The sequence below is a fragment of the Flavobacterium enshiense DK69 genome (assembly GCF_000498495.1).
Taxonomy (GTDB): domain Bacteria; phylum Bacteroidota; class Bacteroidia; order Flavobacteriales; family Flavobacteriaceae; genus Flavobacterium; species Flavobacterium enshiense.
The window spans coordinates 217,337-242,604 of the sequence record NZ_AVCS01000028.1 but is presented as its reverse complement, the minus strand read 5'-3'; the positions used below and the strand labels follow the sequence as shown (position 1 = coordinate 242,604).

The following is a 25,268-nucleotide window of genomic DNA, read 5'->3' as shown; positions in this document are numbered from 1 at the left end:
ATTTCTAAATGGGAAAAGATAAATTAACAAAAGTACTAGCGCTGGCTTATGTGGTTATAAGCTTAATTTTGATTTATGCGGAATATTTAAAATATTCTCCTTTGTTGTATGTTTTTAAGCCATTGTTGATGCCTGTTTTGGTTTTGATGTATATTAGAACCGAAACTAAAATAAATCGTTATTTTGTATTATCCCTTTTCTTTATTTGGATTGCAAATATTTGTTTTATCAATGCTGGTAAAACAATGTTTATTGTAGGGGCTTTCAATACTTTTTTAAGCAGGTTATTTGTGTTTCTTTTGCTGATTAAAAAATTCAGGTTTCCACAATCCACGCCGTTTATAATTGGGACGTTGCCTTTTTTAATGTTGTCGATAACCGTTCTTGGGCTTATCAGTGATAGTTTAGGTCAGGCATACATCTTCTTTATAATTAACGGCGCTCTGGTAATAGCAATAGGCGGTTTGGTTATGGCAAACTATTTTATCTACTCAGACAAAGTGAATACTTATATCCTTATAAGTGTGATTATTGCAACTTTTATGCAATTTTTAGTCGTAGTTGATTTCTATTATGTTTCAATTCCGATTTTCAGGCCTATGATAATTGCTGCATACTCCGTTTCACAGTACGTTTTCTATCGAAGTGTATTGATGATGAAAAACCGAAAGAAACAATTAAACTATAATGCTTCTGCCGGAATTTGATGTTGCTTTGTTCTTTTTGTCGAAATAGAAATCTATCCTTCCTAAATTAAGTCCGTAGCATCCTACCTGATTAATCAGAATTTCTTTTCCCTCGATATTTTTTTCAATCACCGGTTTATCGAGAAAAGTATGGGTGTGTCCGCCTATGATTAAGTCGATATCTTTTGTTTTTTGTGCAACAGTTACATCGCAGATTTTTTCGGGATTATTGGGATACTTATAACCTAAGTGTGATAAGGCGATTATGAGGTCACAGTTGTTTTCCTGTTTCAGGATGCGCGTCATATCCTGGGCGATTTCAACCGGGTTGTTATAAACAGTTTCTTTGTAAAGTTGTTTATTTACCAATCCCTGTAATTCAATCCCTAGGCCGAAAATGCCAATCTTGATTCCGTCTTTATGTATGATTTTGTATGGTTTTACAAGACCGTTCAGAATGGTGTTTTTAAAATCGTAATTGGCAGAAACGAAGTCAAATTTTGCATGAGGCAGTTGAGCGTAAAAACCATCTACACCATTATCGAAATCATGGTTGCCCATTGTGGCGACATCATATTGAAGCATACTCATTAATCGGAATTCCAATTCACCTCCATAATAGTTGAAATATGGAGTTCCTTGGAAAATATCGCCTGCATCAAGCAACAGTACATTTTCTTCTTCTTTTCTTATCTTTTCTATGATGGCAGCTCTTCTTGCTATGCCTCCCAGATTTGGATTTTTTGGATCAGTGGCTGGAAAAGGATCGATGTGGCTGTGAACATCATTGGTGTGAAGTATGGTCAGTTTTTTGGTTTTAACCGATATCGAATCCGGAGTATCGAAACTACTCAACGATAATCCTCCCAGAGTTAACAGTGCTGAACTGGCTGCGGTATTTTTTAAGAAAGCTCTTCTTTTCATCGTACAATTTTTTATTCCAGGATAATTCTTTTTGAGCTGATAACAGGTATTGTATCCACTTTTTTGAAGTAATCTATTATCAAATGCCTCAGTTTGTAGTTCATATCGTATAATTTCTCTGATTTCTTAAAGAAATTCATGTTGTCTCCACCGCTTGATAAATAATCAGATGTAACCACATAATATGTTTTAGAATCTTCAAGAGGTTTTTCGTTTACAGTCAAAGATTTAACAGCCAAAGTTTTTTTATCGGCAACAATTTTCAATCCATTAAGAGGATGGGGTTTTTTTTCTTTCAAAATGTAATTAGCCATTTCACGGATTTCGGTTCCTTTGAGTTCAACAATCACTACGCTGTTGTCGAAAGGCATTATTTCATAAGCTGTTCGGATTGTTACATCTCCTTTAGGTAAAACGGCGCGGATACCGCCATGGTTCAAAAGACAGATATCGATGTTTTTATTTTCGCGGGAAACAAAAATAGGATTGACCATTTCAACAGTCATGTCAGCCATCAGATTTCCAATGGTTGTTTGCCATTCTCCTTTGCTTTTATCTAACGTTTCCGGAGCATACGCCAAAACGCTGTCGAGTTCTTTATCGATGTGTTCGCGATAGGGTTTTATGAAATTATCAATCGCTGCTACTTCGCCGGCTTGCTCGGTAATGGCAATTTGTTTTCCTTCAATTTTGGAATTATAGTATTTGTTTCCGCCACAGGAAACCAACAAAAAAACCGAAAAAGCTGTAATAAATAATGTGCTAAAACGGTAATACTTTCTTAACTTTACCATCCGTAATGTGTCTTAGTTAGTTTAATACGTATTTTAAGTAAAATTACTATGTTTTTAAGATTTATGAAGGATTTTGTGATTAAAAATTTGATTAAAAAATCCTTGTTAAATTATAAGCCGGACGTTACTCAGGAAAAAATACAAACAGTCGGTTTGCTTATTGATGAGAGTTATTTTACAAAAGAAAGTGAACTGATTGAGGATCTGGTTGCCGGAGGTATTTCACGGAATGCAATCGATGTTTTGATATATAAGGATCAGATCAAAAAAAGAGAAACTTTTGAAAATCCTTTTTTCTCCAGAAGAAATGTTTCATTTAAAGGGGAATTTCAAAAAAAGGAAGTGTCTGATTTTATTCAGAAACCGGTTGATATGCTGATCAGCTATTATGATGTCGAAAAACCGATACTTAAATTGGTTACGTTGCAGTCAAAAGCGGGGTTTAAGGTTGGATTTTCAACAATCGACAAACGACTGAATAGTTTTATGATCGGAACCATGGCTGAAAAGCATCAGGAATTTGTTTCCGAATTATTCAAATATTTAAAAATTTTAAACAAAGTATAAAAATGCAATCATTTATGGGAACGGGTGTTGCTTTGGTAACCCCATTTAAAAAGGATTTTTCTGTTGACGTAGAAGCGCTTAAAAGAATCGTAAATTATGTTATCGACGGAGGTGTGGAATATTTGGTTGTTCTGGGAACCACTGCCGAATCAGCAACCCTTAGTTCTGAAGAGAAAGAATTGGTTATCAGTACCATTAAAGAGGCTAACAACGGAAGATTGCCGTTGGTTTTAGGTGTAGGAGGAAATAATACAGCGAAAGTGGTTGAGGAGTTGAAAACTAGAGATTTTTCAGGTTTTTCAGCTATTCTTTCAGTTTCTCCTTATTACAACAAGCCTACTCAGGAAGGAATTTATCAGCATTTCAAAATGGTTGCAGAAGCGTCTCCGCTACCTGTAATTTTGTATAACGTACCGGGAAGAACGGCAAGTAATATGTTGCCTTCAACGGTAATGCGTCTGGCGAATGACTTCAAAAATGTTATCGGAATTAAAGAAGCAGCAGGGGATATTGTTCAGGCGATGAAATTAATTCAGGATAAACCAAAAGATTTTCTTGTGATTTCAGGAGATGATATGATTACGCTTCCTATGGTTTTGGCCGGTGGGGCAGGAGTTATCTCGGTTATCGGAGAAGGTTTCCCGAAAGAATTCTCAGAAATGGTTCGTTTGGGATTACAGCGAAAAGTAGATGAAGCTTATAAATTGCATTATTTATTGGCTGATAGTATTGATATGATTTTTGAACAGGGAAATCCTGGAGGGATAAAAGAAATTTTCAAATCGTTAGGCTTGTCGGAGAATACATTGCGTTTACCGTTGGTGAACGTTAACGAAGATTTAGCAAATCGACTTGATGCTTTTGTAAAGAAAATTGTAAATTAGCAAAACATTAAAAACTGTAAAGCTATGTTATCTAAAACTATTCAGGAGGCAATTAATAAACAGATTAAGGTAGAAGCGGATTCTTCACAAATTTATTTGGCAATGGCGTCTTGGGCTGAAGTTCAGGGCTTTGAAGGTATTTCTGCATTTATGTACAAACAATCAGATGAAGAGCGTATGCACATGCTTAAATTGGTAAAGTATGCCAATCAGCGAGGTGGTGAAGCGGAAATCCCTGCGGTAATTCATCCGGTGTTGGATTGTTCATCATTTAAAGCACTGTTCACACAATTGTATGAGCATGAGGTTATGGTTTCAACGAGCATCAACGAATTAGTGCATGTTTCGTTGGAAGAGCGCGATTATGCAACGCATAATTTCTTGCAGTGGTATGTTTCGGAACAAATAGAAGAAGAAGCAACGGCTCGAACTATTTTGGATAAAATAAACCTGATTGGTGACGATAAAGGTGGTTTGTATCTGTTTGATAATGATATGAAGAGTTTTAGCGGTAACGGAAACGGAGCTCAATAAGTATAATAAAACGCTTTAAAAAAGCGTTTGCCGAAAGATGCCTTTAAACCGGCATCTTTTGTTTTTTTGGCGTAAAAAAAAGATTTTGTTATCAATAATTAATAATTAACTTTGCAGTTGCTTTTAAATCAATGAAAATTGAGGGTAGAGGCATAATAACGAAAATAAAAACATGAACAAATTTTTATATTTTTTACTTTTTTCAGTATTGTTTGTTTCTTGCAGTCCTTATCAAAAAGCTTTAAAATCAGAAGATTTAGCTTTTAAATATGAAATAGCAACCCAGAAATACGAGAAAGGGAAATATGAAAAAGCCATCCGTTTATTTGAACAGATAGCAGGTCCTAACAGGGGTAAGCCTCAGGCTGAAAAATTGTTTTACATGTTTGCGCAGTCGTATTATAAAACAGAGCAGTATTATTTGGCGGGCTATCAGTTTGAATCATTCGCTGCAACGTATCCGAAAAGTGAACACAGAGAAGAAGCTTATTTTTTATCTGCTAAATCGTACTCAAAGTTATCGCCGGTTTATTCGTTAGATCAGACGGATACTGATAAAGCAATTGATAAATTGCAAACGTTCATTAATAATTATCCGAACTCTGAATATTTTGCTGAGGCAAACAAGATTATTGTTGAACTCAGAGATAAATTAGAGAAAAAGGCTTTCGAAATCGCTAAAGCTTACGGAATGGTTCAGAATCCGATAAACGATTACAAAGCAGGTATTAAAGCGCTTGATAATTTTATTTCCGATTATCCGGGAACACAGTTTAAAGAAGAAGCGTTGTATTATAAATTTGATTTTTCATACAACTATGCAATGAAGAGTATTTTCTCTAAAATGGAAGAGCGTTTGAATAGCGCAAAACTTGCTCATGCAAGCTTAATGCGATATAAAGCAGATACAAAGTATAAAAAAGATGCCGACGAAAAACTGGCACTAATTGATGTTGAATTACAAAAATTTTCTAAATAATTAAGTATGGATTTAAAGAAGACTACAGCTCCTGTAAACACGGTAACTTACAATAAAAGTAAAATCGAAGAGCCAACGGGAAATGTGTATGAAGCGATTACTATTATGGCAAGAAGAGCTAATCAAATCAATTCTGAAATCAAAAAAGAATTGATCGATAAGCTTGAGGAGTTTGCTACTTACAATGATAGTCTTGAGGAAATCTTTGAAAACAAAGAGCAAATCGAAGTTTCGAAGTTTTACGAAAAATTGCCAAAGCCACATGCATTAGCAGTTCAGGAGTGGTTAGAGGGTAAAATCTACTACAGAGATTCTAATCAACAATAAAACGAAACTATGTCTGTTTTAAGCGGTAAAAAAGTATTACTCGGTGTTTCCGGAGGGATAGCCGCATATAAAACAGCAACGTTAGTTAGACTACTTATAAAAGCAGGTGCTCAGGTTCAGGTAATCATGACACCTGCTTCTAAAGATTTTGTTACCCCGCTAACGCTGTCCACGCTTTCCAAAAATCCGGTTTACTCTACCTTTATAAATGAAGAAGAGGAAGAAGCCGAATGGAACAATCATGTGGATTTTGGACTTTGGGCCGACTTAATGCTCATTGCTCCGGCAACTGCCAACACACTTTCCAAAATGGTGAACGGTAATTGCGACAACCTTTTAATTGCTACTTATTTATCGGCAAAATGTCCGGTTTATTTTGCACCTGCAATGGACCTGGATATGTACAAACACCCATCTACATTAGCTAGTTTTGAAACTTTGCAGGATTTTGGGAATATCATGATCCCTGCAGAAAGCGGCGAGTTGGCCAGCGGACTTTCCGGTGAAGGCAGAATGGCAGAACCTGAAAATATTGTTTCTTTTCTGGAAAAAGACCTAGAGAGCAAACTTCCTTTAAAAGGCAAAAAGATATTGGTTACGGCCGGGCCTACTTATGAAGCCATCGATCCGGTTCGTTTTATAGGAAATCATTCCACAGGAAAAATGGGATTTGATATTGCAAGGGCTGCAGCCGATCTTGGTGCTGAAGTCATCCTTGTTTCCGGACCTACACACCTTCAGCTAAAACATGGTTTGGTAAAAGTAGAAAGAGTAACTTCTGCTCAGGAGATGTATGATGTTTGTCACCAATACTTTAATGAGGTTGATGTTGCAGTAGCTGCCGCGGCAGTAGCTGATTATCGACCTAAAAACGTAGCTTCACAGAAAATAAAAAAGAACGAAGAAGCATTTTCCATAGAATTGGAAAAAACAAAGGATATCCTTGCATCGCTTGGAGAAATAAAAAAACATCAGTTTTTAATCGGATTTGCTTTGGAAACGGAAAATGAAATTGAACACGCAAAGCAGAAAATTCAGAAAAAAAACTTAGATTTGATAGTTCTTAATTCATTGAATGATGAAGGCGCTGGTTTTGGTAAGCCAACCAATAAAGTGACTTTTATTGATAAGAATTTTGTAATTGAACCAATGGATTTAAAATCCAAAGAAGAAGTAGCTCAGGATATCGTTAATAAAATAGTAAAACAATATGCGTAATTGGATTCTTATCGGACTTTTATTTATTTCATTTTTTGGATATAGCCAGGAATTGAAGTGTACCGTAAAAGTTAATTATGATCAGATTACAGCGTCTAATGTGCAGATATTTAAAACGTTGGAGCGTTCGCTTGGGGAGTTTGTCAACAACACCAAATGGTCAACAAAGAATTTCGCCAATAATGAGCGTATCGATTGCAGTATGTTCATTACCGTTCAGTCCTATGATAATAATGATTTCCAATGTACGCTTCAGGTGCAGTCATCAAGGCCTGTTTTTAACTCAACATATACATCGCCTGTTTTTAACTATAATGATAAGGAGTTTAATTTCAGGTATGTAGAATTTGAAAACTTTATTTACAATCCCAATAGCTATGATTCAAATTTAGTAGCTATGGTGGCTTTTTATGCTAATATAATTATAGGTTTGGACGCTGATACTTTTTCAAATCAAGGAGGTACCAAATACCTGGAAGCTGCTTCTAATATGGCGAACCTTGCTCAATCAAGTGGTTCTGCAGGTTGGACGCAAACAGAAAAAAAACAAAACCGATATTATCTGATAAACGATTTGTTGTCAAATACCTTTACACCTTATCGTGACGCTTTATATGAATACCATCAGTTGGGTATGGATAAAATGGCTGAAGATCAGAAAACGGCGAAACAAAATATTACCAAAGCAATAAAAACGGTTTCAAAAATTCATTCTGTTCGTCCGAATGCCTTTCTAACGAGAGTCTTTTTTGACGCTAAGGCTGATGAAATCGTCTATATTTTCTCAGGAGGACCTAGTGTTGACATCACTGATTTATCGGATACTCTCAACAGGATTTCTCCTTTAAATTCCTCAAAATGGAATAATATAAAATACTAAATTTGTGTTTTAATCTATCTTCAGACACAATTTATGCTTACACACTTAACTATCAAGAACTTTGCGCTGATTGAACAGTTGGAAATGAATTTTTCCGGGCAATTGTCTATCATTACCGGAGAAACAGGTGCGGGAAAATCTATTCTTTTAGGTGCTTTGGGTTTGGTTTTAGGTAAACGGGCCGATCTGACTTCGTTAAAAGACAAAGAACAAAAGTGTGTAATTGAAGCACAGTTTAAGATTGATAAATACAATTTAAAATCTTTTTTCTCAGATAATGATTTGGATTATGAAGATGTAACCATCATTAGAAGGGAAATTCTTCCTTCCGGAAAATCCAGGGCATTTGTAAATGATAGTCCGGTAAATCTTAATGAATTGCAGGAACTGGGCGATTTTCTGCTTGATATTCATTCCCAGCATCAGACAAGGGAATTATCAGAAGAAGCCTATCAGATTCAGATTTTGGATGCTGTTGCCGGAAATTCAGAAATTTTAGGGCAATACAACATTCAGTTATCGGAATACAAATCGGTTAAAGCCCGGTTAAAGAAACTGATTTCTGAAAAAGATGCACTGGCAAAAGAACAAGACTACAATTCGTTTTTGCTTGAAGAATTGCTCGCTGCAAATTTGAAAGAGGGAGAGCAATTAGAACTTGAGCATATTTATGAAAAACTCAATAACGTTGAGTTTATAAAAGAAGCTTTGGATAAATCTATTGCTTTGACTAATGAAGAGCAAATCGGAATCATTCAAAACATAAAAGAGGTTAAAGCTTCACTGCAAAAAATTTCTGGTTTGACACCTGAATTCAGTGAATTGGCAGAGCGTGTATCCTCTATTTTGATCGAATTTGATGATATTTCAAACGAGCTTTACAATCTATCGGAAAAGCTTGTGAATGATCCTGAACAGCTTGATTTGGTTCATCAAAAACTGCAAACCATTTATTCGCTGCAAAAGAAGCATCAGGTGAATTCCGTGGAAGAGTTACTGGTGATTCAAAACGATTTGGATACTAAAGTCGTTTTAGCTGACGATTTGGAGAATACGATCAATACATTGGAAAGCGAAATTCTGAAACATGTTGAAAGTCTTGATGTGTTGGCGGATTCAATTTCAGTAAACAGAAAAAACGCAGTTCCGATTCTAACGGAAAAGATTTCTTCTGTCTTGTCGCAACTCGGAATGCCAAATGCCCGTTTTCAATTTGAAATTAAACCATCGGAAACTTATAATACTTTAGGAAAAGACGAAGTCCAGTTGTTGTTCTCTGCAAATAAAGGAACGGATTTTGGGCTGTTAAAAAAAGTGGCTTCTGGAGGGGAATTATCTCGAATTATGTTAGCTGTAAAATCGATTTTAGCCGAATATTCCAAATTGCCGACCATTATTTTTGATGAAATTGATACGGGAGTGTCTGGGGAAATTGCGCATAAGATGGGAGATATCATGAAAAGGATGAGTGCTCAAATGCAGGTTTTTGCCATCACACATTTACCTCAAATAGCTGCTAAAGGGCAACAGCACTACAAAGTATTTAAATCTGCTTTTGGTGAAAGTACGATTTCCGAATTGAAGTTGCTTTCTGAAGAAGAAAGAATTACTGAAATTGCCGAAATGCTGTCAGGTAAAGACATTTCTGATTCGGCGCTAAATCATGCAAAAGCGTTGTTGAATTAATTTTTTAACTTACTTTTGTTACGCTTTATTTTTCATACAAACAACAAACTAAAACTAGATAAATAAAATATTAGGACATGATTATAGAACCTAGAATGCGAGGATTTATTTGTTTGACCGCTCATCCAAAAGGGTGCGAACAAAACGTAAAAAATCAAATTGAATATGTAAAATCAAAAGGTGAAATTAACGCACCGAAGCGTGTATTGGTTATTGGTGCTTCTACAGGATTTGGTTTAGCCTCAAGAATTACCAGTGCTTTTGGTTCGGGAGCTTCTACTATAGGAGTGTTTTTTGAAAAAGAACCTGCAGAAGGGAAAACTGCTTCGCCGGGTTGGTATAATACAGCGGCTTTTGAACAAGAGGCAAAAAAAGCAGGTTTGTATGCTAAAAGTATTAATGGTGATGCTTTTTCAAATGAAGTGAAACAGCAAACCATCGATATGATTAAAGCTGATTTAGGTCAGGTTGACTTGATAATCTACAGTTTGGCTTCCCCAGTTCGTGTTCATCCTACAACGGGAGTTACACACCGTTCGGTTTTAAAGCCTATCGGAAATACTTTTACAAATAAAACGGTTGATTTCCACACAGGAAATGTTTCTCAGGTTTCTATCGATCCGGCTAATCAGGAAGATATTGACAACACTGTTGTAGTAATGGGAGGTGAAGACTGGTCAATGTGGATGGACGCCATGAAAGCGGCTGGTGTTTTAGCTGATGGAGCTATGACAGTGGCTTATTCTTATATCGGGCCGGAAGTTACTGAAGCGGTTTACAGAAAAGGTACAATCGGAAGAGCTAAAGACCACTTGGAGGCTACTGCTTTCGAGATTACAGATAAGTTAAAAGATATTAATGGAAAAGCATACGTTTCAGTTAACAAAGCTTTGGTGACTCAGGCGAGTTCAGCAATTCCTGTGATTCCACTTTATATTTCATTGTTGTATAAAATCATGAAAGAGGAGGGAATCCATGAAGGTTGTATTGAACAGATGCAGCGATTGTTCGAACAGCGATTATATAACGGTTCTGCAATTCCAACTGATAATAAGGGAAGAATTCGAATTGACGATTGGGAAATGAGAGAAGATGTACAGGGAAGAATTGCTAAATTATGGAATGAATCCACAACAGAATCTCTTGCAGAAATCGGTGATTTGGCGGGTTATAAACAAGATTTCTTAAACTTGTTCGGATTTGGTTTCGAAGGAGTGGATTATTTAGCAGATGCTGATGAAATGGTTCAGGTGCCAAGTATCGCATAAATAAAATATTAAAATAAAGATTTCAAAAAACTCACGCTTGTCGTGAGTTTTTTTTTTGGAGTTATTATCCAATGCTATACTATTTAAAAAATCGAAAAGTATCAATACTTTTTTATTGATTAGGAGGTAAAAGTCTTAATTCAGAAGATTGGTGATGAAATTTTACAAAAAAGTAAGTAAATATTTGTTAATTATTATTTATCATTATGTTAAAAAAATGGTAATAGCTGATTTTTGTTTAATTCATAATAAAAATTTAACAAAAAGTATAGCTATTTATTCAATATGTAGGTAAAATCTATCTTTAATTGTTTATATATAAACAATTAAAGACGTTTTTGTTATTTGATTTGTTTTTACGTTACAATATTTATCAAATATGTTAAATTCAGCAACTTAAACTAAAAAAACAAAAGCATGAAAAAAATTACTTTTTTTATTTGTTTGCTGCTCTTTTCTTTTATAGGATTGAATGCGCAAACAATTACAATTGGGGCTGGTACTTCTACGCAAAGGTACCCTTTGGGTAACTTTTATGGCTATGAAAGGTCGGCTTCACTTTATACCGCAGCAGAAATTGGCAGTGGCGGAAATATTGTTAATCTCTCATGGCAGGCAAACACTGCCGGAGCAGCCAGGCCAATCGTTGTTTATTTAATGGAAACAGCTAGTTCTGCTTTAACAGCGGGAACGTGGGCTAATCAAATTTCTGGAGCAACTCAAGTGTACTCAGGGTCTGTAACTCCGGTTGTTGGCTGGAATACAATCAATTTATCAGTCCCTTTCAATTATACAGGCGGCAGTAATAACTTAATGGTTCTTGTTGAAGCTAATTTTGGAGGTGGTGGTAATTCAGGGGGATCTTCTGGGAATTCAGTTAGATATTCTACGGCAACTTCACAACACGAATACTGGCAACAAGATACTACAGCTCCTATCGCTAATGGAACGGTTTCAAATAACAGACCTAATGTTCAGATTACTTTTGGATCACCTTGTTCTGGTTCGCCTGTAGCGGGTACGGTTACGCCTGCTTTTCAGAATATTTGTTCTGGAACTATTCCTCCTAGTTTTGTTGTATCTGGTTCAACATCAGGTGTGATCGGTTTGACTTATCAATGGGAAGAATCAACTAACAGTGGAGGCTCTTGGACTAATGCAACCGGAGGAGCAGGTGCTACTACTTTAAATTATGCGCCACCTGCATTTGCTGGAACAAATATCCAATACAGGTTAAAAGTTACTTGTACAAATTCTGGTATGTTTGATTATTCAACAATTGCTGATGTGCAAAGTGCTATAGCTCCTGCAACACAAGCATCGGCTTTAAACTTTACATCTACACAATATACCAATACAACAGCAAACTGGACAAATGGAAGTGGAAGCAGAAGAATGGTTGTTGTCAGCAATAATGCCAGTATAACAGATCCGGTAAATAGCAGTGGTCAACCGGCCATTACGGCTAATGCCCTTTATGCTGGAAGTGGACAGCAAATCGTGTATGATGGAACAGGTGCTAGTGTTTCTGTATCCGGACTAGTTTGTAATACAACTTATTACTTTAAGGTTTATGAGTATGTAAGATGTGGTTCAGGTCCTTATGAATATTATTATAATGTAACTTCAGGAACAAATGCAGCTTCGGTTCTAACTTTGCAACCGTCAACAGCTACACTTCCTGTTAATAATAATTTTTCTGGTTTTACAGGATCTAATTTGAGTACGGTATTCCCAGGATGGTATGAATCATCTATAGTTACCGCTATTGGTTCTACGCCATCTGATGCAGCTCCTGCAGGAGCTACTTCCGGATGGATTAATTCCAGCGTGCTTGGTTCAAGTGCAAAATTGAATTTATACACAAATTCAAGAAATGAATGGGTTATAAGCCCTAAGGTTAGTTTGACTGCTGCCAGCCGTCTTAAATTTAAAGCAGCTATTACAGAATTTGCATCCGGAGCTGTTGATTCGGAAAGAATGGCAGGAACTGATGATAAAGTTGATGTTTTAATATCTGCAGATGGTTGTGGTTTGTCTTGGGCTGTTTTACATACTTTCAATGCGGCAAACACAACTACGTTGACAAATGTCCTGACGGATTATTTATTTGATCTTTCAGCTTATACAGGTCAGACTGTGCAAATTGCTTTTAGGGGAACGGATGGTCCTGTAGATAATGCGGCAGATTATGATTTTCATATTGGTAATATCAACATAGAGTTAGTGCCTACTTGTGAGCCACCAACGGCTCTAGGAGCAAATAATCTGACTTCTTCATCTGCAAGTTTATTTTGGACTGCGGGAGGTTCAGAAACATTATGGAATATTCAATGGGGACCTTCAGGTTTTGCATTAGGAACAGGAACAATTGTTAATGGAGTGGCTAATCCACACCTGCTTTCAGGTTTGTCGCCAATCACAGCTTATCAATATTATGTTCAGACTGATTGTCAGGCAAATGGAACCAGTACTTGGGCTGGGCCGTATAGTTTTATAACTCCATGTGCGGCGGTTAATATTCCTTATTTGCAAGATTTCGAAAGTGTAACGACCCCTGCTATACCAGCTTGTGCATTAGTAGTTAATAATGGAACGGGTAATGTCTGGGCTACTGCAAGTGCGCCTGGTTATGGATTTACAACTAAAGCTTTAACTTACGTATACCATTCAACATATTCGGCCAATACTTGGTTTTTTACTCAGGGAATCAATTTGACTGCCGGAACATCATATAGAATTTCATATAATTATGGAAATAACGCAACAAATTATGTTGAGAAATTGAAAGTTGCTTATGGTACTTCAGCTGCTTCTGCTTCAATGACAAATGTGCTGGCGGATCATTCAGCGATTAATCAGAATGCAATCCAATATAATCAGATTGATTTTACGCCTTCTGCGACAGGGGTTTATTATTTTGGTTTCCAGGCTTATTCCGGAATAAATCAATTTAATTTATCAGTAGATAATATTAGTATTACAGTTACACCTGCGTGCAGTGCGCCTATAAACGTAGCGGCAAGCAATGTAACTCATAATTCAGCAAATATTTCTTGGGGAGTGGTTCCGTCGGTGTCAGGTTATCAATATGTTTTAGATGCTAATGCTGCTGATCCTGCCGGTTCAGGGACTGCTACTACATTGGCTACTTTCAATGCGACGCCATTATCTCCTTTGACAACGTACTATTTCCATGTTAGAACGGATTGTTCAGGAACATTGAGTTCTTGGTCAACAGTTTCTTTTACAACACTTGGTACTCCGCCTGCTAATGATGCGTGTGTTAATGCTGCTGTGATTGCTCAATTACCGTACACAAATACTCAGGATGCAACATCGGCAACTAATAATGCAGGTGCTATTTCTACTTGTTCATCAACTTCGGGGATGAATGATGGTGTTTGGTACACTTTTACTGTTGGAACTACTGGAAATATAACTATTTCGCTTACAGGAGTGACAGGCTGGGATCCTGAAGTAGCTGTTTATTCAGGAGGTTGTGGTGCTTTTGTTTGTGCTGGTTCTGTTGATAATGGAGCTGCAGGAGGTGCCGAAACACTTAATCTGACAGCTTTGGCTCCAGGTCAATATTGGATCAATATTGGACATTATAGTGGTACTTCAGATAATGCGGAAGGTTCTTTAACAATAGGTTTGTCCGGAACTGCAGCACTACTTGGGAATGCTCAATTTGATACCGCTGCATTCAAAGCTTATCCTAATCCTGTGAAAGACGTGTTGAATTTATCCTATGCAACAGAGATTTCTTCTGTGGAAGTTTATAATATGTTAGGTCAGAAAGTAATGACTAAGTTATTGAATGTTGCACAAGGGCAAATCGATTTGTCAAACTTAAATGGCGGGAATTATATTGTTAATGTCGCTACTGCTGATGGTTTAATCAAAACAATTAAAGTGGTGAAACAGTAATAGATTGCTCTATTTATTTTTAAAAGCTGTCTTTTTTAGACAGCTTTTTTTAGGTGTAAAAATAATATAACAAAAAGTGAATATAACAACGTTTTTTTAGATTAATTGATTTTAAAGGTGTTGAATGTTGTATTTTTTTAAATTTGGAACAGTATGTTGAAAAAATATAAACAATTGTTAGTTATAAAAACATGTAAAATGTTTGTTTTGTTAAAAAAATTGATAATTTTGACAAAATTCAAATATTTACATTTATGAAAAAATTTACTTTTTTAATTTTTCTTTTAGTGTTTGGGTTGCAGTCTTTTTCGCAATCCATTTGTAAACAAACGTTTACTGTTTCTGGTAAGGATGTCGACCCAAATAATGGGAATAGGCCGACAGTATTAACAATCAATGCATCTGATATTATCTGTCATGGAACAGGGACAGGTGTAACTATGACGTTAAAGAGACCTGGCCAAAGTTTAATTTCGGACAGATGTTCTTCTTGGTTTAATTTTTCGCTTTCAGTAGATGGAGGAACTCCAATTACCGGATGTGGTGGCAGTTTTGATAATGTTGATATTACTGGATTTTCAACACTGACAATTACCTCGGCTAATCTGGATCAATATCCTGATGACGTTACTATATCTATAGATGTGGAAGTTGCATTTACACCTACCGAAGCTCCGGTTTGCACTGCGTTGAATGTTCCAGCGAATGGTGCAGTGAATGTGATAGATTCTCGAATTAAATGGCCAGTTGCAGCTGGTGGGACAACTGGGTATAAATTGAATGTAGGGACCACTGCAGGAGAATCTGATATCTTGAATATGCAGTATGTTGGTAACGTAACTGATTATACTTTAGGAACTTTGACTCCGGGAACAACTTATTATGTAAAAGTAATTCCTTATAATGCCATTGGTGATGCAACGGGTTGTGCGGAAACTACTTTTACTACTTGTGGGGCAGTTAGTGTTCCGGTGTCAGAAGATTTTACAACTTATTTACCAGGATGCTGGCAGAAAGGTAAAAACGGTGATTTAGCGGCCGGACCTGGAACTTTTATAGGTAGTGCATGGTTTGAAGATGGGTTCGCAAATAATGGTTCTACAGGTGCATTTAGTTATAACATTGCCTGGAATACTGGTAATGAATGGGTTGTATCCCCGCTGTTTACTATTCCTGCAACGGGTTATGAACTTAAATTCGATGCTGCTGCAAATCAACACAATTTAACTTCTGCACCAACTACTCCTTGGGAGTCTGATGACGTGGTTCAGGTTTTAGTTTCAAATGATGTGAACAACTGGACAGTTTTGTATACCTATAATAACACTAATGTACCTTCAAATATAGGAACTTCAAATATTATTGATTTGGATGCTTATGCAGGACAGAATGTTCGTTTTGCATTTCGCGCTGTGGAGGGAACTGATAACGGAAATGCTGATATTGATTTTTCAATTGACAATTTTAATCTGAGATTGACTCCTCCGTGTGCTGATTTATCTGGATTGACTGCGAGTAACATAACTGATTCAGCGGCTACTATTACATGGAATTCAGTGGCAGGTGGTTATCAGTATGTTTTAGATCAGGTAGCTTCTGATCCGGTTGGAGCTGGGACTGACACTGCAACAAATTCATTTAGTGCAAGTCCTTTGTCTCCTGAGACAGTATATTATTTACATGTTAGAACGGATTGTTCAGGTGTTTACGGTGTTTGGTCAACTGTTTCTTTTACGACTTTACCACCTCCTCCAGCTCCTCCGGTAAATGATATTTGTGCTAATGCAATTGCATTAACAACAGGTGGTGTATTTCAGGATAACTATATTACTGGGACTATTTGGGGTGCTACTACAACTTCGGGTGTAGCTCCAAGTTGTGCGACCAATTTTGCAGCAGATGTTTGGTATAGTGTAGTGGTTCCTGCTTCAGGGAATTTAAAAATTGAAACATTTATTACTCCTTCATACCAATTGGTGGATACGGTTATTGGGGCTTTCTCAGGTGCATGTGGGACGTTGGTTCCAGTAGCTTGTTCTGATAATGATGGTGAGTATAGTCAATATGGTTTGTCGTCGTTGTCACTGACAAATCGTACCCCGGGAGAAACTCTTTATGTTGGAGTTTGGAAATCTGGTGTTGCGGCTCCGGCTCAAAATTCTAGTGAATTCTCGATTTCTGCTTATGATGCAACTTTAAGTGCTGCTGATTTTGATACAACTGTATTCAAAGCTTATCCAAACCCAGTTAAAGACGTGTTGAATTTAACCTATTCGGCTGAGATTTCTTCAGTAGAAGTTTATAATATGTTAGGTCAGAAAGTGCTAGCGAAGACATTAAACGTAGCACAAGGACAAATCGATATGTCAAACTTAAATGCGGGTAACTATGTTGTTAAGGTTACTTCTGAAGGTTTAACAAAGACGATCAAAGTGGTAAAACGATAATTTATTAGTCCTATAAATTAAAAAAGGCTGTCTGAAAAAGACAGCCTTTTTTTGTAGGGGAATTACTTTTAGAATTCTATGTAAATATACGTTATGATTAAATTGTGATTTAAATATGTAAGAAATAGTATTATTTTTTTGTTATAAAAAATACACAGATTGTTTGTTTTGTGATATTAATTAGTATTTTTGAGCAAAATCTAAATAATTAAATGTATGAAAAAAATTACTTTTTTATTGTTGTTGATCTCAACAGCCTCATTTGGTCAGTGCTTGAGTACTGAAGAATGGCCAGAATCTGCTGTAAATTCATTGAATAACGGAAGCGTCCAGGAAATTGATGAATGCAATTATGCTGGTGAATATGCAACAATCTCAGGAATCATAGTAGGAAATAATTATGAATTTGCATCTTCAGGTGCATCAGGTGGTTATCTAACGGTGACAGATCAGTCAAATACTGTTATTGCCAGCGGAGTTTCACCACTTACAGTAAATAATATTACAGTTAGTACAGTTCGATTACATATTCATACTGATGCAGCCTGTGGAGTGGATGAAGAATGTCATGTACTGTCAATTCAATGTGTATCGCCATCTTGTGCTCCACCTGTGAATGATAATTGTGCGAATGCAATTTCAATCGCGTCATTTCCATATTCAAATTCTCAGAATGCATTAGGGGCAACTAATAATACCGGTTTTGTTTTAAATTGTGAAGATGGTATGAATGATGGTGTATGGTACACTTTTACAGTTGCAACAGCAGGTGATGTAGCAATTTCATTGACAGGGGTGACCGGTTGGGATCCTGAACTAGCTGTATATTCGGGAAGTTGTGGAACCTTTACTTGTGTAGGTTCTAAGGATGATGGTTATTCAGGTATAGACGAAACACTAGAATTAACAGCTTTGGCCCCGGGTCAATATTGGGTGAATATCGGACAATGGGATGAATTGGAAGATGGCTTGGAAGGGCCTTTAACAGTTAGTTTGTCTGGAACGGCCACACTGCTTGGAACTGCTCAATTTGATGCGACTTCATTCAAAGCCTATCCAAATCCTGTTAGAAATGTATTGAATGTATCTTATTCAAGCGAAATTTCTTCTGTAGAAGTTTATAATATGTTAGGCCAGAAAGTTTTAACTAAGACATTAAATATTGCACAAGGGCAAATTGATATGTCAAATTTAAATGCAGGAAACTATATTGTTAAGGTTACTGCTGAAGGTTTGACTAAAACGATTAAAGTTGTAAAGCAATAACAAAATCGATTAAATAGTTTAAAAAGCCGCTTTCTGAAGCGGCTTTTTGTTTTTATAGCAGTATCTTTGTTAAAATTTAGTTGCAGTAATGTATTTTTCGTTTATTATTCCGGTTTATAACCGTCCTGATGAAGTTGAGGAACTGCTGAAAAGCTTAGCAGAGCAGAATTATCATGAAGATTTTGAGGTTGTTATCATTGAAGATGGCTCATCAATCCCTTGCTACGATGTAGTGAAAAAATATGAGGGAAAAATTTTTATTTCCTATTTTAATAAACCTAATTCAGGGCCTGGTGATTCAAGAAATTTCGGTATGAAACATGCTATGGGAAGTTATTTTCTCATACTGGATTCCGATTGTATTTTACCTGAAAATTACTTGGCATCGGTCGATGAAAATCTAAAAAAGGAATTCGTGGATTGCTTTGGAGGTCCTGATAATGCATTGGATTCTTTTTCATCCGTTCAAAAAGCAATAAATTTTACGATGACATCTTTTTTGACAACCGGAGGTGTTCGGGGAGGATCTGAAAAGATAGGTAAATTCCAGCCAAGGAGTTTTAATATGGGATTGTCGAAGAAGGCTTTTGAAGCTTCCGGAGGTTTCGGGAACATCCATCCTGGCGAAGATCCGGACTTGTCGATCCGTCTATGGAAATTAGGTTTCAAAACCAGACTTTTTAAAGATTCCTATGTATATCATAAACGCAGGATCGATTTCGGTAAATTCTACAAACAAGTGAACAAATTTGGAAAAGCAAGACCAATATTAGATTCATGGTATCCAAAACACAGTAAGATAACATTTTGGTTTCCGACACTTTTTTTATTAGGATTCGTGGTTTCTGTGATTTTGTTAATCTTCGGTTTTTCTCTTCCGATTAAAGTATATGCAGCCTATTTTATACTCTTATTCTGGATTGGGGCAACTGAAAATATGAATCCGTGGATTGGATTTTTATCTGTTTTTGCAGCAGCTTTCCAATTTGTTGGATATGGAGTCGGTTTTTTGCAGTCTTTCATCAAAATCAAAATAAAAAAGCAGCAGCCTGAGAAAGCTTTCCCGGAGTTGTTTTTTAAAAAGTAATATGACAAAGATAATCGGACTTACAGGTGGAATTGGGAGCGGAAAATCAACCGTTGCCGGTTATTTTGAAGAAGTCGGTGTCCCGGTGTATATAGCTGATGATGAGGCTAAAAAACTGATGGACACTCCCGAAATGATAAAAAAAATACAATCGGTCTTTGTAGAGAATATCAGTGATGGCAATCGGTTAAATAAAAAGAAAATCGCTGATATCGTTTTTTCTGCTCCGGAACAGTTAAAGAAATTAAACAGTATTGTTCATCCGGAAGTCAGGAATCACTTTTTAAACTGGGTGAAAGCACACGAGAATCACACTTTTGTTATTAAAGAAGCAGCCATCCTTTTTGAAAGCGGCAGTTATAAAGATTGTGACAAAATTATTTTGGTTACAGCACCTAAGGAATTAAGAATCCAAAGGGTAATGAATCGTGATAAGGTGACGGAGGAACAGGTTTTAGAGCGAATGTCGCATCAATGGCCTGATGAAAAAAAAATTCCCTTGTCGGATTATATTGTGAAAAATAGCGATCTGGCTGAAGTTAAAAAAAATGTTAGTGAAATTCTTAAAGAATTGAATAAAATGTAAAAACTTTAGCAGATGTTAATGTTTGGTTAATGTTTTTAAGGTCTAAATGTTAAAATGTTAATTTTGTTTGGATGAATAAAACGCGTTTCCGATTACTTGTTGTGTTAATGAGTATGTCTCTTTTAGGGATAATTCTCGTTCAGTTGTATTGGATTGAAAGTTCCTATAAAAATAACGAAGAACAATTCAAGTTTCATGTTCTGCAAGTTATAGGAAATGTTGCCAACAAACTGCAGCAGCAAGAGGCATTTGAGTTTAACAGAAAATACATTAAGCTGAAAGACAGTATTGGGAAAGCGCCAAAACAAAGTGATTTAAAAGAATATTTCTTTGTGGAGCGTGATCCGAAGACAAATGAGCAGATCATTTATTCCAATACAATCATTTCAGAAGATTATAGTTTAAATCGTTCGTTCTTTGATAAAAATTCCGATTCCGTTCCGTTAAAGAGTTTTGTAGCCAAACGAAAAACAGAAATCTATAATGGGAATCTTATTGATAACTCTGCGATACAAAAGTCCAATACACCTGATATTACGGTTGAAAAATCCGGATCGCTGGATATTTTGGATAAAGCTCAATTTGAAATCTATTTTAAGGATATAGTAGCCTTAAAACCTTTACAAGACAGGATTTCAAATGAGCGACTTCATGCCATGCTTGAAAGCGAATTGAGACAATATGGTGTAAAAACACCTTTTGAATTTGGTATTTACAGCGATGGTCTGGCGACGAAAATCAAGTCGGAGGATTTTAATTACGATAAGAAATCAACCTACGGAATTCCTGTGTTTACCGATAATGACAATGAAAACAAATACCAGTTGCTGGTGAGTTTTCCGCAGAAAGGGAAATTCCTGTTTAGATCATTGATTGGAATCACGTCGCTTTCGCTGATTTTTACCCTAGTAATTATTGTAGCCTATTTCAGTGCTTTAAACCAGCTGATAAGACAAAAGCAGATTTCGGAAATTAAAACCGATTTCATCAACAATATGACCCATGAGTTTAAAACGCCTATTGCAACTATCAATCTTGCTTTAGATGCGATTAAAAACCCAAAAATCATGGAAGACCGGGAAAAAGTAGAACGCTATCTGCAGATGATTCGTGACGAAAACAAACGAATGCATGCCCAAGTGGAAAACGTTCTCCGAATTTCCAAGTTGGAGCGCCGGGAATTGGAAATAAGCAAAGAACCAACGAATGTTCATGAAATTATTGAAGAAGCCATCGAGCACGTTAACCTGATCGTAGAAGATCGCGGCGGTGTGATTAAGAGTAATCTTCAGGCAAAACGGACCACAATTTTGCTGAATGATGTTCACTTTACCAACGTAATGGTTAACATTCTGGACAATGCCATAAAATATTCTCCCGAAGCCCCTTTAATTGAGGTTTCAACGGAAAATGTGAAAGATTTTGTCCTCATATCAGTTAAAGATCATGGGGCAGGAATGAGTAAAGTGGCTATAAAAAGAATATTTGAAAAATTTTACAGGGAGCATACCGGTGATTTACACAATGTTAAAGGACACGGTTTAGGATTGGCTTATGTAAAAAGAATTGTGGATGACCATAATGGTCAGATTTTTGTGGAAAGTGAGAAAGGGAAGGGAAGTACCTTTACGATTAAAATGCCTTTAATTAATTAAAAAAATATGGATACAACTAACAAAAAAATTCTCTTAGTAGAAGATGATCCAAATTTCGGAGCAGTATTGAAAGATTATTTGATAATAAATGATTTCGATGTTACTCTGGCCAAAAACGGAATGGAAGGTTTCGAAAAGTTCAAGAAAGACAACTATGATTTGTGTATTCTTGACGTGATGATGCCTTATAAGGATGGTTATACTTTAGCTCGTGAGATACGTGAGAAAAACAAAGAAGTGCCTATTATTTTCCTTACGGCCAAATCGATGAAAGAGGATGTATTGAAAGGGTATAAAGTTGGAGCCGATGACTATTTGAACAAACCATTTGATTCGGAAGTATTATTGATGAAAATCAAAGCAATTATCATGCGTAAAGCTTCTGAAACCAAAACTGACAATACACGTTTTGAATTCGAAATAGGTAAATTCCACCTGAATTCAAAACTACGTTTCTTAACTTTCCCGGGTGACGAACCAATCAAATTGTCGCCTAAGGAAAATGAATTACTGAAAATGTTGGCATTGCATGAAAACGATTTAATGCCGCGTGAATTAGCGTTAACAAAAATCTGGAGAGATGATAACTACTTCACTTCCAGAAGCATGGATGTTTATATTGCCAAATTGCGTAAATACCTGAAACAGGACGATGAAGTCGAAATCTTAAATATTCACGGTGAAGGTTTCCGTTTGGTAGTCAAAGGAAAAGCAGCCGAATAATTCATAGATTAATTATATTATTGGAAAGAAGCTCTGAGAAATCAGGGCTTTTTTTATTTGGAACTGTTCCGGCTTTCCGCTTCAAGATTTTGATTAAAAAAAAAGTAGTTCCAAAGCACAATAAAGAGCTCCCTTTGGTCGCTTTTTTTATTCAGGAACTTCTAATTTTTTTTGCTCAAAGTACTTTTCGCTTTAATCCGGGTTAGGGGCAATCAACAGAAGTAGTACTGATTACAACTTTATTTCTTTTCCAAAACCAGTGCAAAGCAAACTTTGTCATCTTTGGTAACCGTGAAAAAATTTCGGCTTCCATCCGCGTGAATTTCAACGTGGTCTTTAAGGTTTAATTCTCTCAGGAAGTTCATTTCCAGACTTTTGATTTCCTGCTTAAGAATCGTTTTCGGATTCATCGTATCCAGGCACCATTCCAAGTACTTAGTGTTGTTCACATGGTTTACAATGTCCAAGTCCGATAAAACTACAGTTCGTTCCGTAATTTTCTCTGTATCCTGTAAAACATTTATTCGTGAAAAACTTTGGCTGGTTGCTTTGTGATCCGGGTATTTTTCAAAGTGTTCGTGCGGTAAGGCCAAAGGTTCCGCTTTTCGGTGTTGGGTATTGAAAACTGCCCAATACGTAGTGGCTCCGGCTATTTTCTTTCCGTTAAGGTACATTTCTATATTACGAATCGAACGGGAACCTTCCAGGTTTTCAATCCACGTTTTAATGCTCACATTATCCTGCCACTTCGGTAAAGCTTCAATTTCAATACGAATCCTGCTCAATACCCAAGCCTGATGGTGTTGTTGCATGTCGTTAAAACTCAGCCCTCCTAAAATGGAATGTTCCGCAGCGGTCAATTGAAGCAAATTGCACAAATCAACATATTTCAAATAAGCATTTGACGCGCAAAGGGTAAAATTAATGTCCCATTCGTGTGTATATACAGAAGTGAAATTTGGTGATACTGGCATTTTTTTGGAGTTATTAGTTATTAGTTGTGAGTGAAAAGTGAAAAGTGAAAAGTGAAAAGAAATTTATATTTAGTCCTTATGCCTTATATCTTGTCCCTTTTTCCTCAACAAAGTTAATGATTTCCGAAACATCAGTTTGATAATCAAACCACATTGCATTTTCCGAACGTTTAAACCAGGTAATCTGGCGTTTGGCAAATCGGCGTGTATTTTTCTTGATTTCTTCAATGGCAAAATCCAAGGTTGCTCTTCCGTCGAAATAATCAAACAATTCGCGGTAACCCACAGTTTGCAGCGCATTTAAATGTTTGTTTGGATACAAAGCTTTTGCTTCTTCCAATAATCCTTCCTGCATCATTAAATCAACACGAAGGTTAATACGTTCGTACATTTTTTCCCTTTCGGCTTCCAAACCAATTACAATCGGAGTGAAGTTTCGGTTGTTTTTTTTCTGACCGATAAAAGATGAATAGGGCTTGCCGCTGCCCAAACAAACTTCCACAAAACGTTTCATTCGTTGAGGATTTTGAAGGGTTTGGGGATTCTCGGAAAGTATCTTGTTATAATAATCAGTGTCCAGCTCTTTTAAGGAATCCTGAAGATAATTAATTCCCAATGCATCATATTTGGCATTGATTTCCTCGCGCACAGAAGCATCAATATCGGGAAAATCATCAAAACCTTTCAGTACAGCATCAACATACAATCCTGATCCGCCTACCATGATTTGAACGTTGTTTTTCTTGAAAAGTTCTTCCAGTTTAGCTATGGCATCCGTTTCAAAATCACCGACGGAATACGCTTCAAAAACAGATTTGTTCTGAATGAAATGATGTTTCGCCGCTGCCAGTTCTTCCGGATGAGGAACAGCGGTTCCAATAGTCATTTCCTTGAAAAATTGTCGGCTGTCACAAGAAATTATGTCGCAGCCAAAATGCTGTGCCAATTTAATGCTTAAAGCTGTTTTTCCAATGGCTGTCGGACCAATAATGGTAATAAGGTAATTATTCATTGTCTAATTTTTCGCCGCAATGATAACAATATTTCGCGTCTTCAACAGTGACTATTGTAGAACAGGACGGGCATTTTTTGGCGATTTGGATCGATTTCTGATTTCTTTTCGCAGCTGTAAATTCGGCTGTAACGATTCCTGTTGGTACGGCAATAATTCCGTAACCTAAGATCATAATACAGGAAGCTATAATTTGTCCAGGTATAGTAACCGGTGCAATATCTCCGTATCCAACGGTTGTCAGGGTAACGATGCACCAATAAATGCTGGTAGGGATACTGGTAAAACCACTTTCTTTTCCTTCAACAACATACATTATGGCACCCAATAATATGGAAACAATTAAGACGAAGTAAATAAACACGATGATTTTCGATCGGCTGGCTTTTATGGCTAGTTTTAACTGTGATTCCTGACCTGTGATGTGGACTAAATTCAATATACCAAACAAACGAAGCAAACGCAACGCCCTAATCACGGAAAGTATTCGGGAGCCCGGAATGAAAAAGGATAGATACATCGGCAGAATCGAAATGAAATCGACAATACCGTAGAAGCTGAAAATAAAAGTAAATGGTTTTTTGTTGCAAAGAATCCGAAGCACGTATTCTAAAGTGAAACAAACTGTTATGATCCATTCCAATACAATTATAGTGGAATGGTATTTTTGATCCAGATGTTCCACGGATTCCAGCATAACCAATAAGACACTCAGAAGAATAACGCCTAGTAAAACTATATCGAAAAGACGACCGGCAACAGTATTTGAACCGTAAACTATGATGTAAATTCTCTGCCGAAGAAGTTCATATTCAGATTTAATTTTTTTCATGGTACG

The 25,268-nt window shown here is 36.5% G+C and carries 22 protein-coding genes; 17 read left to right on the top strand and 5 right to left on the bottom strand.

What is annotated here, in order from left to right; genetic code table 11:
- The first annotated feature begins 8 nt into the window (after positions 1-8).
- A complete protein-coding gene (locus FEDK69T_RS14380) occupies positions 9-707 on the top strand; it encodes a hypothetical protein (RefSeq protein ID WP_023574911.1) in 699 nt (232 codons plus the stop codon).
- Here the strand turns inward: FEDK69T_RS14380 and FEDK69T_RS14375 are convergent.
- Positions 678-1,610 carry a bifunctional metallophosphatase/5'-nucleotidase gene (locus FEDK69T_RS14375; RefSeq protein ID WP_023574910.1) on the bottom strand — a complete coding sequence of 311 codons (933 nt, stop codon included), beginning with the start codon at positions 1,608-1,610 and terminating at the stop codon, positions 678-680. The two genes, FEDK69T_RS14380 and FEDK69T_RS14375, sit on opposite strands and share 30 nt — an antisense overlap.
- Positions 1,611-1,621: 11 nt before the next feature.
- A complete protein-coding gene (locus FEDK69T_RS14370; protein WP_023574909.1) occupies positions 1,622-2,404 on the bottom strand; it encodes a 5'-nucleotidase C-terminal domain-containing protein in 783 nt (260 codons plus the stop codon).
- A 48-nt stretch (positions 2,405-2,452) separates the two neighbouring features.
- Between FEDK69T_RS14370 and FEDK69T_RS14365 the strand changes: the two genes are divergently transcribed.
- The 16 genes from FEDK69T_RS14365 to FEDK69T_RS14290 all read left to right on the top strand — a co-directional run bounded on the left by FEDK69T_RS14365 (position 2,453) and on the right by FEDK69T_RS14290 (position 22,444).
- A complete protein-coding gene (locus tag FEDK69T_RS14365; RefSeq protein WP_035630411.1) occupies positions 2,453-2,971 on the top strand; it encodes a DUF6913 domain-containing protein in 519 nt (172 codons plus the stop codon).
- Positions 2,972-2,973: 2 nt separating this feature from the next.
- Positions 2,974-3,855, top strand: coding sequence for a 4-hydroxy-tetrahydrodipicolinate synthase (dapA, locus tag FEDK69T_RS14360; RefSeq protein ID WP_023574907.1), 882 nt, complete (start codon positions 2,974-2,976; stop codon positions 3,853-3,855).
- Between the two features lie 24 nt (positions 3,856-3,879).
- The gene (locus tag FEDK69T_RS14355) at positions 3,880-4,389 is read left to right on the top strand and encodes a ferritin (RefSeq protein WP_023574906.1); all 510 of its coding nucleotides are present in this window, start codon (positions 3,880-3,882) and stop codon (positions 4,387-4,389) included.
- Positions 4,390-4,561: 172 nt separating this feature from the next.
- Entirely contained in the window at positions 4,562-5,368 is an 807-nt protein-coding gene (locus tag FEDK69T_RS14350) for an outer membrane protein assembly factor BamD (protein WP_023574905.1), read from the top strand.
- Positions 5,369-5,374: 6 nt separating this feature from the next.
- The gene (locus FEDK69T_RS14345) at positions 5,375-5,695 is read left to right on the top strand and encodes a DNA-directed RNA polymerase subunit omega (RefSeq protein WP_023574904.1); all 321 of its coding nucleotides are present in this window, start codon (positions 5,375-5,377) and stop codon (positions 5,693-5,695) included.
- Positions 5,696-5,704: 9 nt separating this feature from the next.
- Positions 5,705-6,913, top strand: coding sequence for a bifunctional phosphopantothenoylcysteine decarboxylase/phosphopantothenate--cysteine ligase CoaBC (gene coaBC, locus FEDK69T_RS14340; RefSeq protein WP_023574903.1), 1,209 nt, complete (start codon positions 5,705-5,707; stop codon positions 6,911-6,913).
- Positions 6,906-7,793 (top strand): type IX secretion system protein PorD, encoded by an 888-nt coding sequence (gene porD / locus FEDK69T_RS14335; RefSeq protein WP_035630414.1) that lies wholly within the window; start codon positions 6,906-6,908, stop codon positions 7,791-7,793. Before coaBC ends, porD begins: the two co-directional genes overlap by 8 nt.
- A 33-nt stretch (positions 7,794-7,826) precedes the next feature.
- Positions 7,827-9,479 (top strand): DNA repair protein RecN, encoded by a 1,653-nt coding sequence (gene recN / locus FEDK69T_RS14330; RefSeq protein WP_023574902.1) that lies wholly within the window; start codon positions 7,827-7,829, stop codon positions 9,477-9,479.
- 77 nt (positions 9,480-9,556) lie between these two features.
- Positions 9,557-10,747 (top strand): enoyl-ACP reductase FabV, encoded by a 1,191-nt coding sequence (gene fabV / locus FEDK69T_RS14325; protein WP_023574901.1) that lies wholly within the window; start codon positions 9,557-9,559, stop codon positions 10,745-10,747.
- Between the two features lie 417 nt (positions 10,748-11,164).
- Positions 11,165-14,680 (top strand): T9SS-dependent choice-of-anchor J family protein, encoded by a 3,516-nt coding sequence (locus tag FEDK69T_RS14320; protein ID WP_023574900.1) that lies wholly within the window; start codon positions 11,165-11,167, stop codon positions 14,678-14,680.
- Between the two features lie 254 nt (positions 14,681-14,934).
- Complete coding sequence (locus tag FEDK69T_RS14315; protein ID WP_023574899.1) at positions 14,935-17,127, top strand: T9SS-dependent choice-of-anchor J family protein; 2,193 nt, start codon at positions 14,935-14,937, stop codon at positions 17,125-17,127.
- Positions 17,128-17,400: 273 nt separating this feature from the next.
- Positions 17,401-18,393, top strand: coding sequence for a DVUA0089 family protein (locus tag FEDK69T_RS14310; RefSeq protein WP_162147254.1), 993 nt, complete (start codon positions 17,401-17,403; stop codon positions 18,391-18,393).
- Between the two features lie 88 nt (positions 18,394-18,481).
- Positions 18,482-19,480 (top strand): glycosyltransferase, encoded by a 999-nt coding sequence (locus FEDK69T_RS14305; RefSeq protein WP_023574897.1) that lies wholly within the window; start codon positions 18,482-18,484, stop codon positions 19,478-19,480.
- Position 19,481: 1 nt separating this feature from the next.
- Positions 19,482-20,066, top strand: a complete 585-nt coding sequence (gene coaE / locus FEDK69T_RS14300; RefSeq protein WP_023574896.1) for a dephospho-CoA kinase — start codon at positions 19,482-19,484, stop codon at positions 20,064-20,066.
- 71 nt (positions 20,067-20,137) lie between these two features.
- Positions 20,138-21,721 (top strand): sensor histidine kinase, encoded by a 1,584-nt coding sequence (locus tag FEDK69T_RS14295; RefSeq protein WP_023574895.1) that lies wholly within the window; start codon positions 20,138-20,140, stop codon positions 21,719-21,721.
- A 6-nt stretch (positions 21,722-21,727) separates the two neighbouring features.
- Positions 21,728-22,444, top strand: a complete 717-nt coding sequence (locus tag FEDK69T_RS14290; RefSeq protein ID WP_023574894.1) for a response regulator transcription factor — start codon at positions 21,728-21,730, stop codon at positions 22,442-22,444.
- Positions 22,445-22,683: 239 nt separating this feature from the next.
- Here the strand turns inward: FEDK69T_RS14290 and FEDK69T_RS14280 are convergent, their stop codons facing one another.
- The 3 genes from FEDK69T_RS14280 to FEDK69T_RS14270 all read right to left on the bottom strand — a co-directional run bounded on the left by FEDK69T_RS14280 (position 22,684) and on the right by FEDK69T_RS14270 (position 25,262).
- Positions 22,684-23,418, bottom strand: a complete 735-nt coding sequence (locus FEDK69T_RS14280) for an acyl-[acyl-carrier-protein] thioesterase (RefSeq protein ID WP_035630416.1) — start codon at positions 23,416-23,418, stop codon at positions 22,684-22,686.
- A 76-nt stretch (positions 23,419-23,494) separates the two neighbouring features.
- A complete protein-coding gene (miaA, locus tag FEDK69T_RS14275) occupies positions 23,495-24,430 on the bottom strand; it encodes a tRNA (adenosine(37)-N6)-dimethylallyltransferase MiaA (protein WP_023574891.1) in 936 nt (311 codons plus the stop codon).
- Complete coding sequence (locus FEDK69T_RS14270) at positions 24,423-25,262, bottom strand: ion transporter (protein WP_035630419.1); 840 nt, start codon at positions 25,260-25,262, stop codon at positions 24,423-24,425. Before FEDK69T_RS14270 ends, miaA begins: the two co-directional genes overlap by 8 nt.
- Between the last annotated feature and the right edge of the window lie 6 nt (positions 25,263-25,268).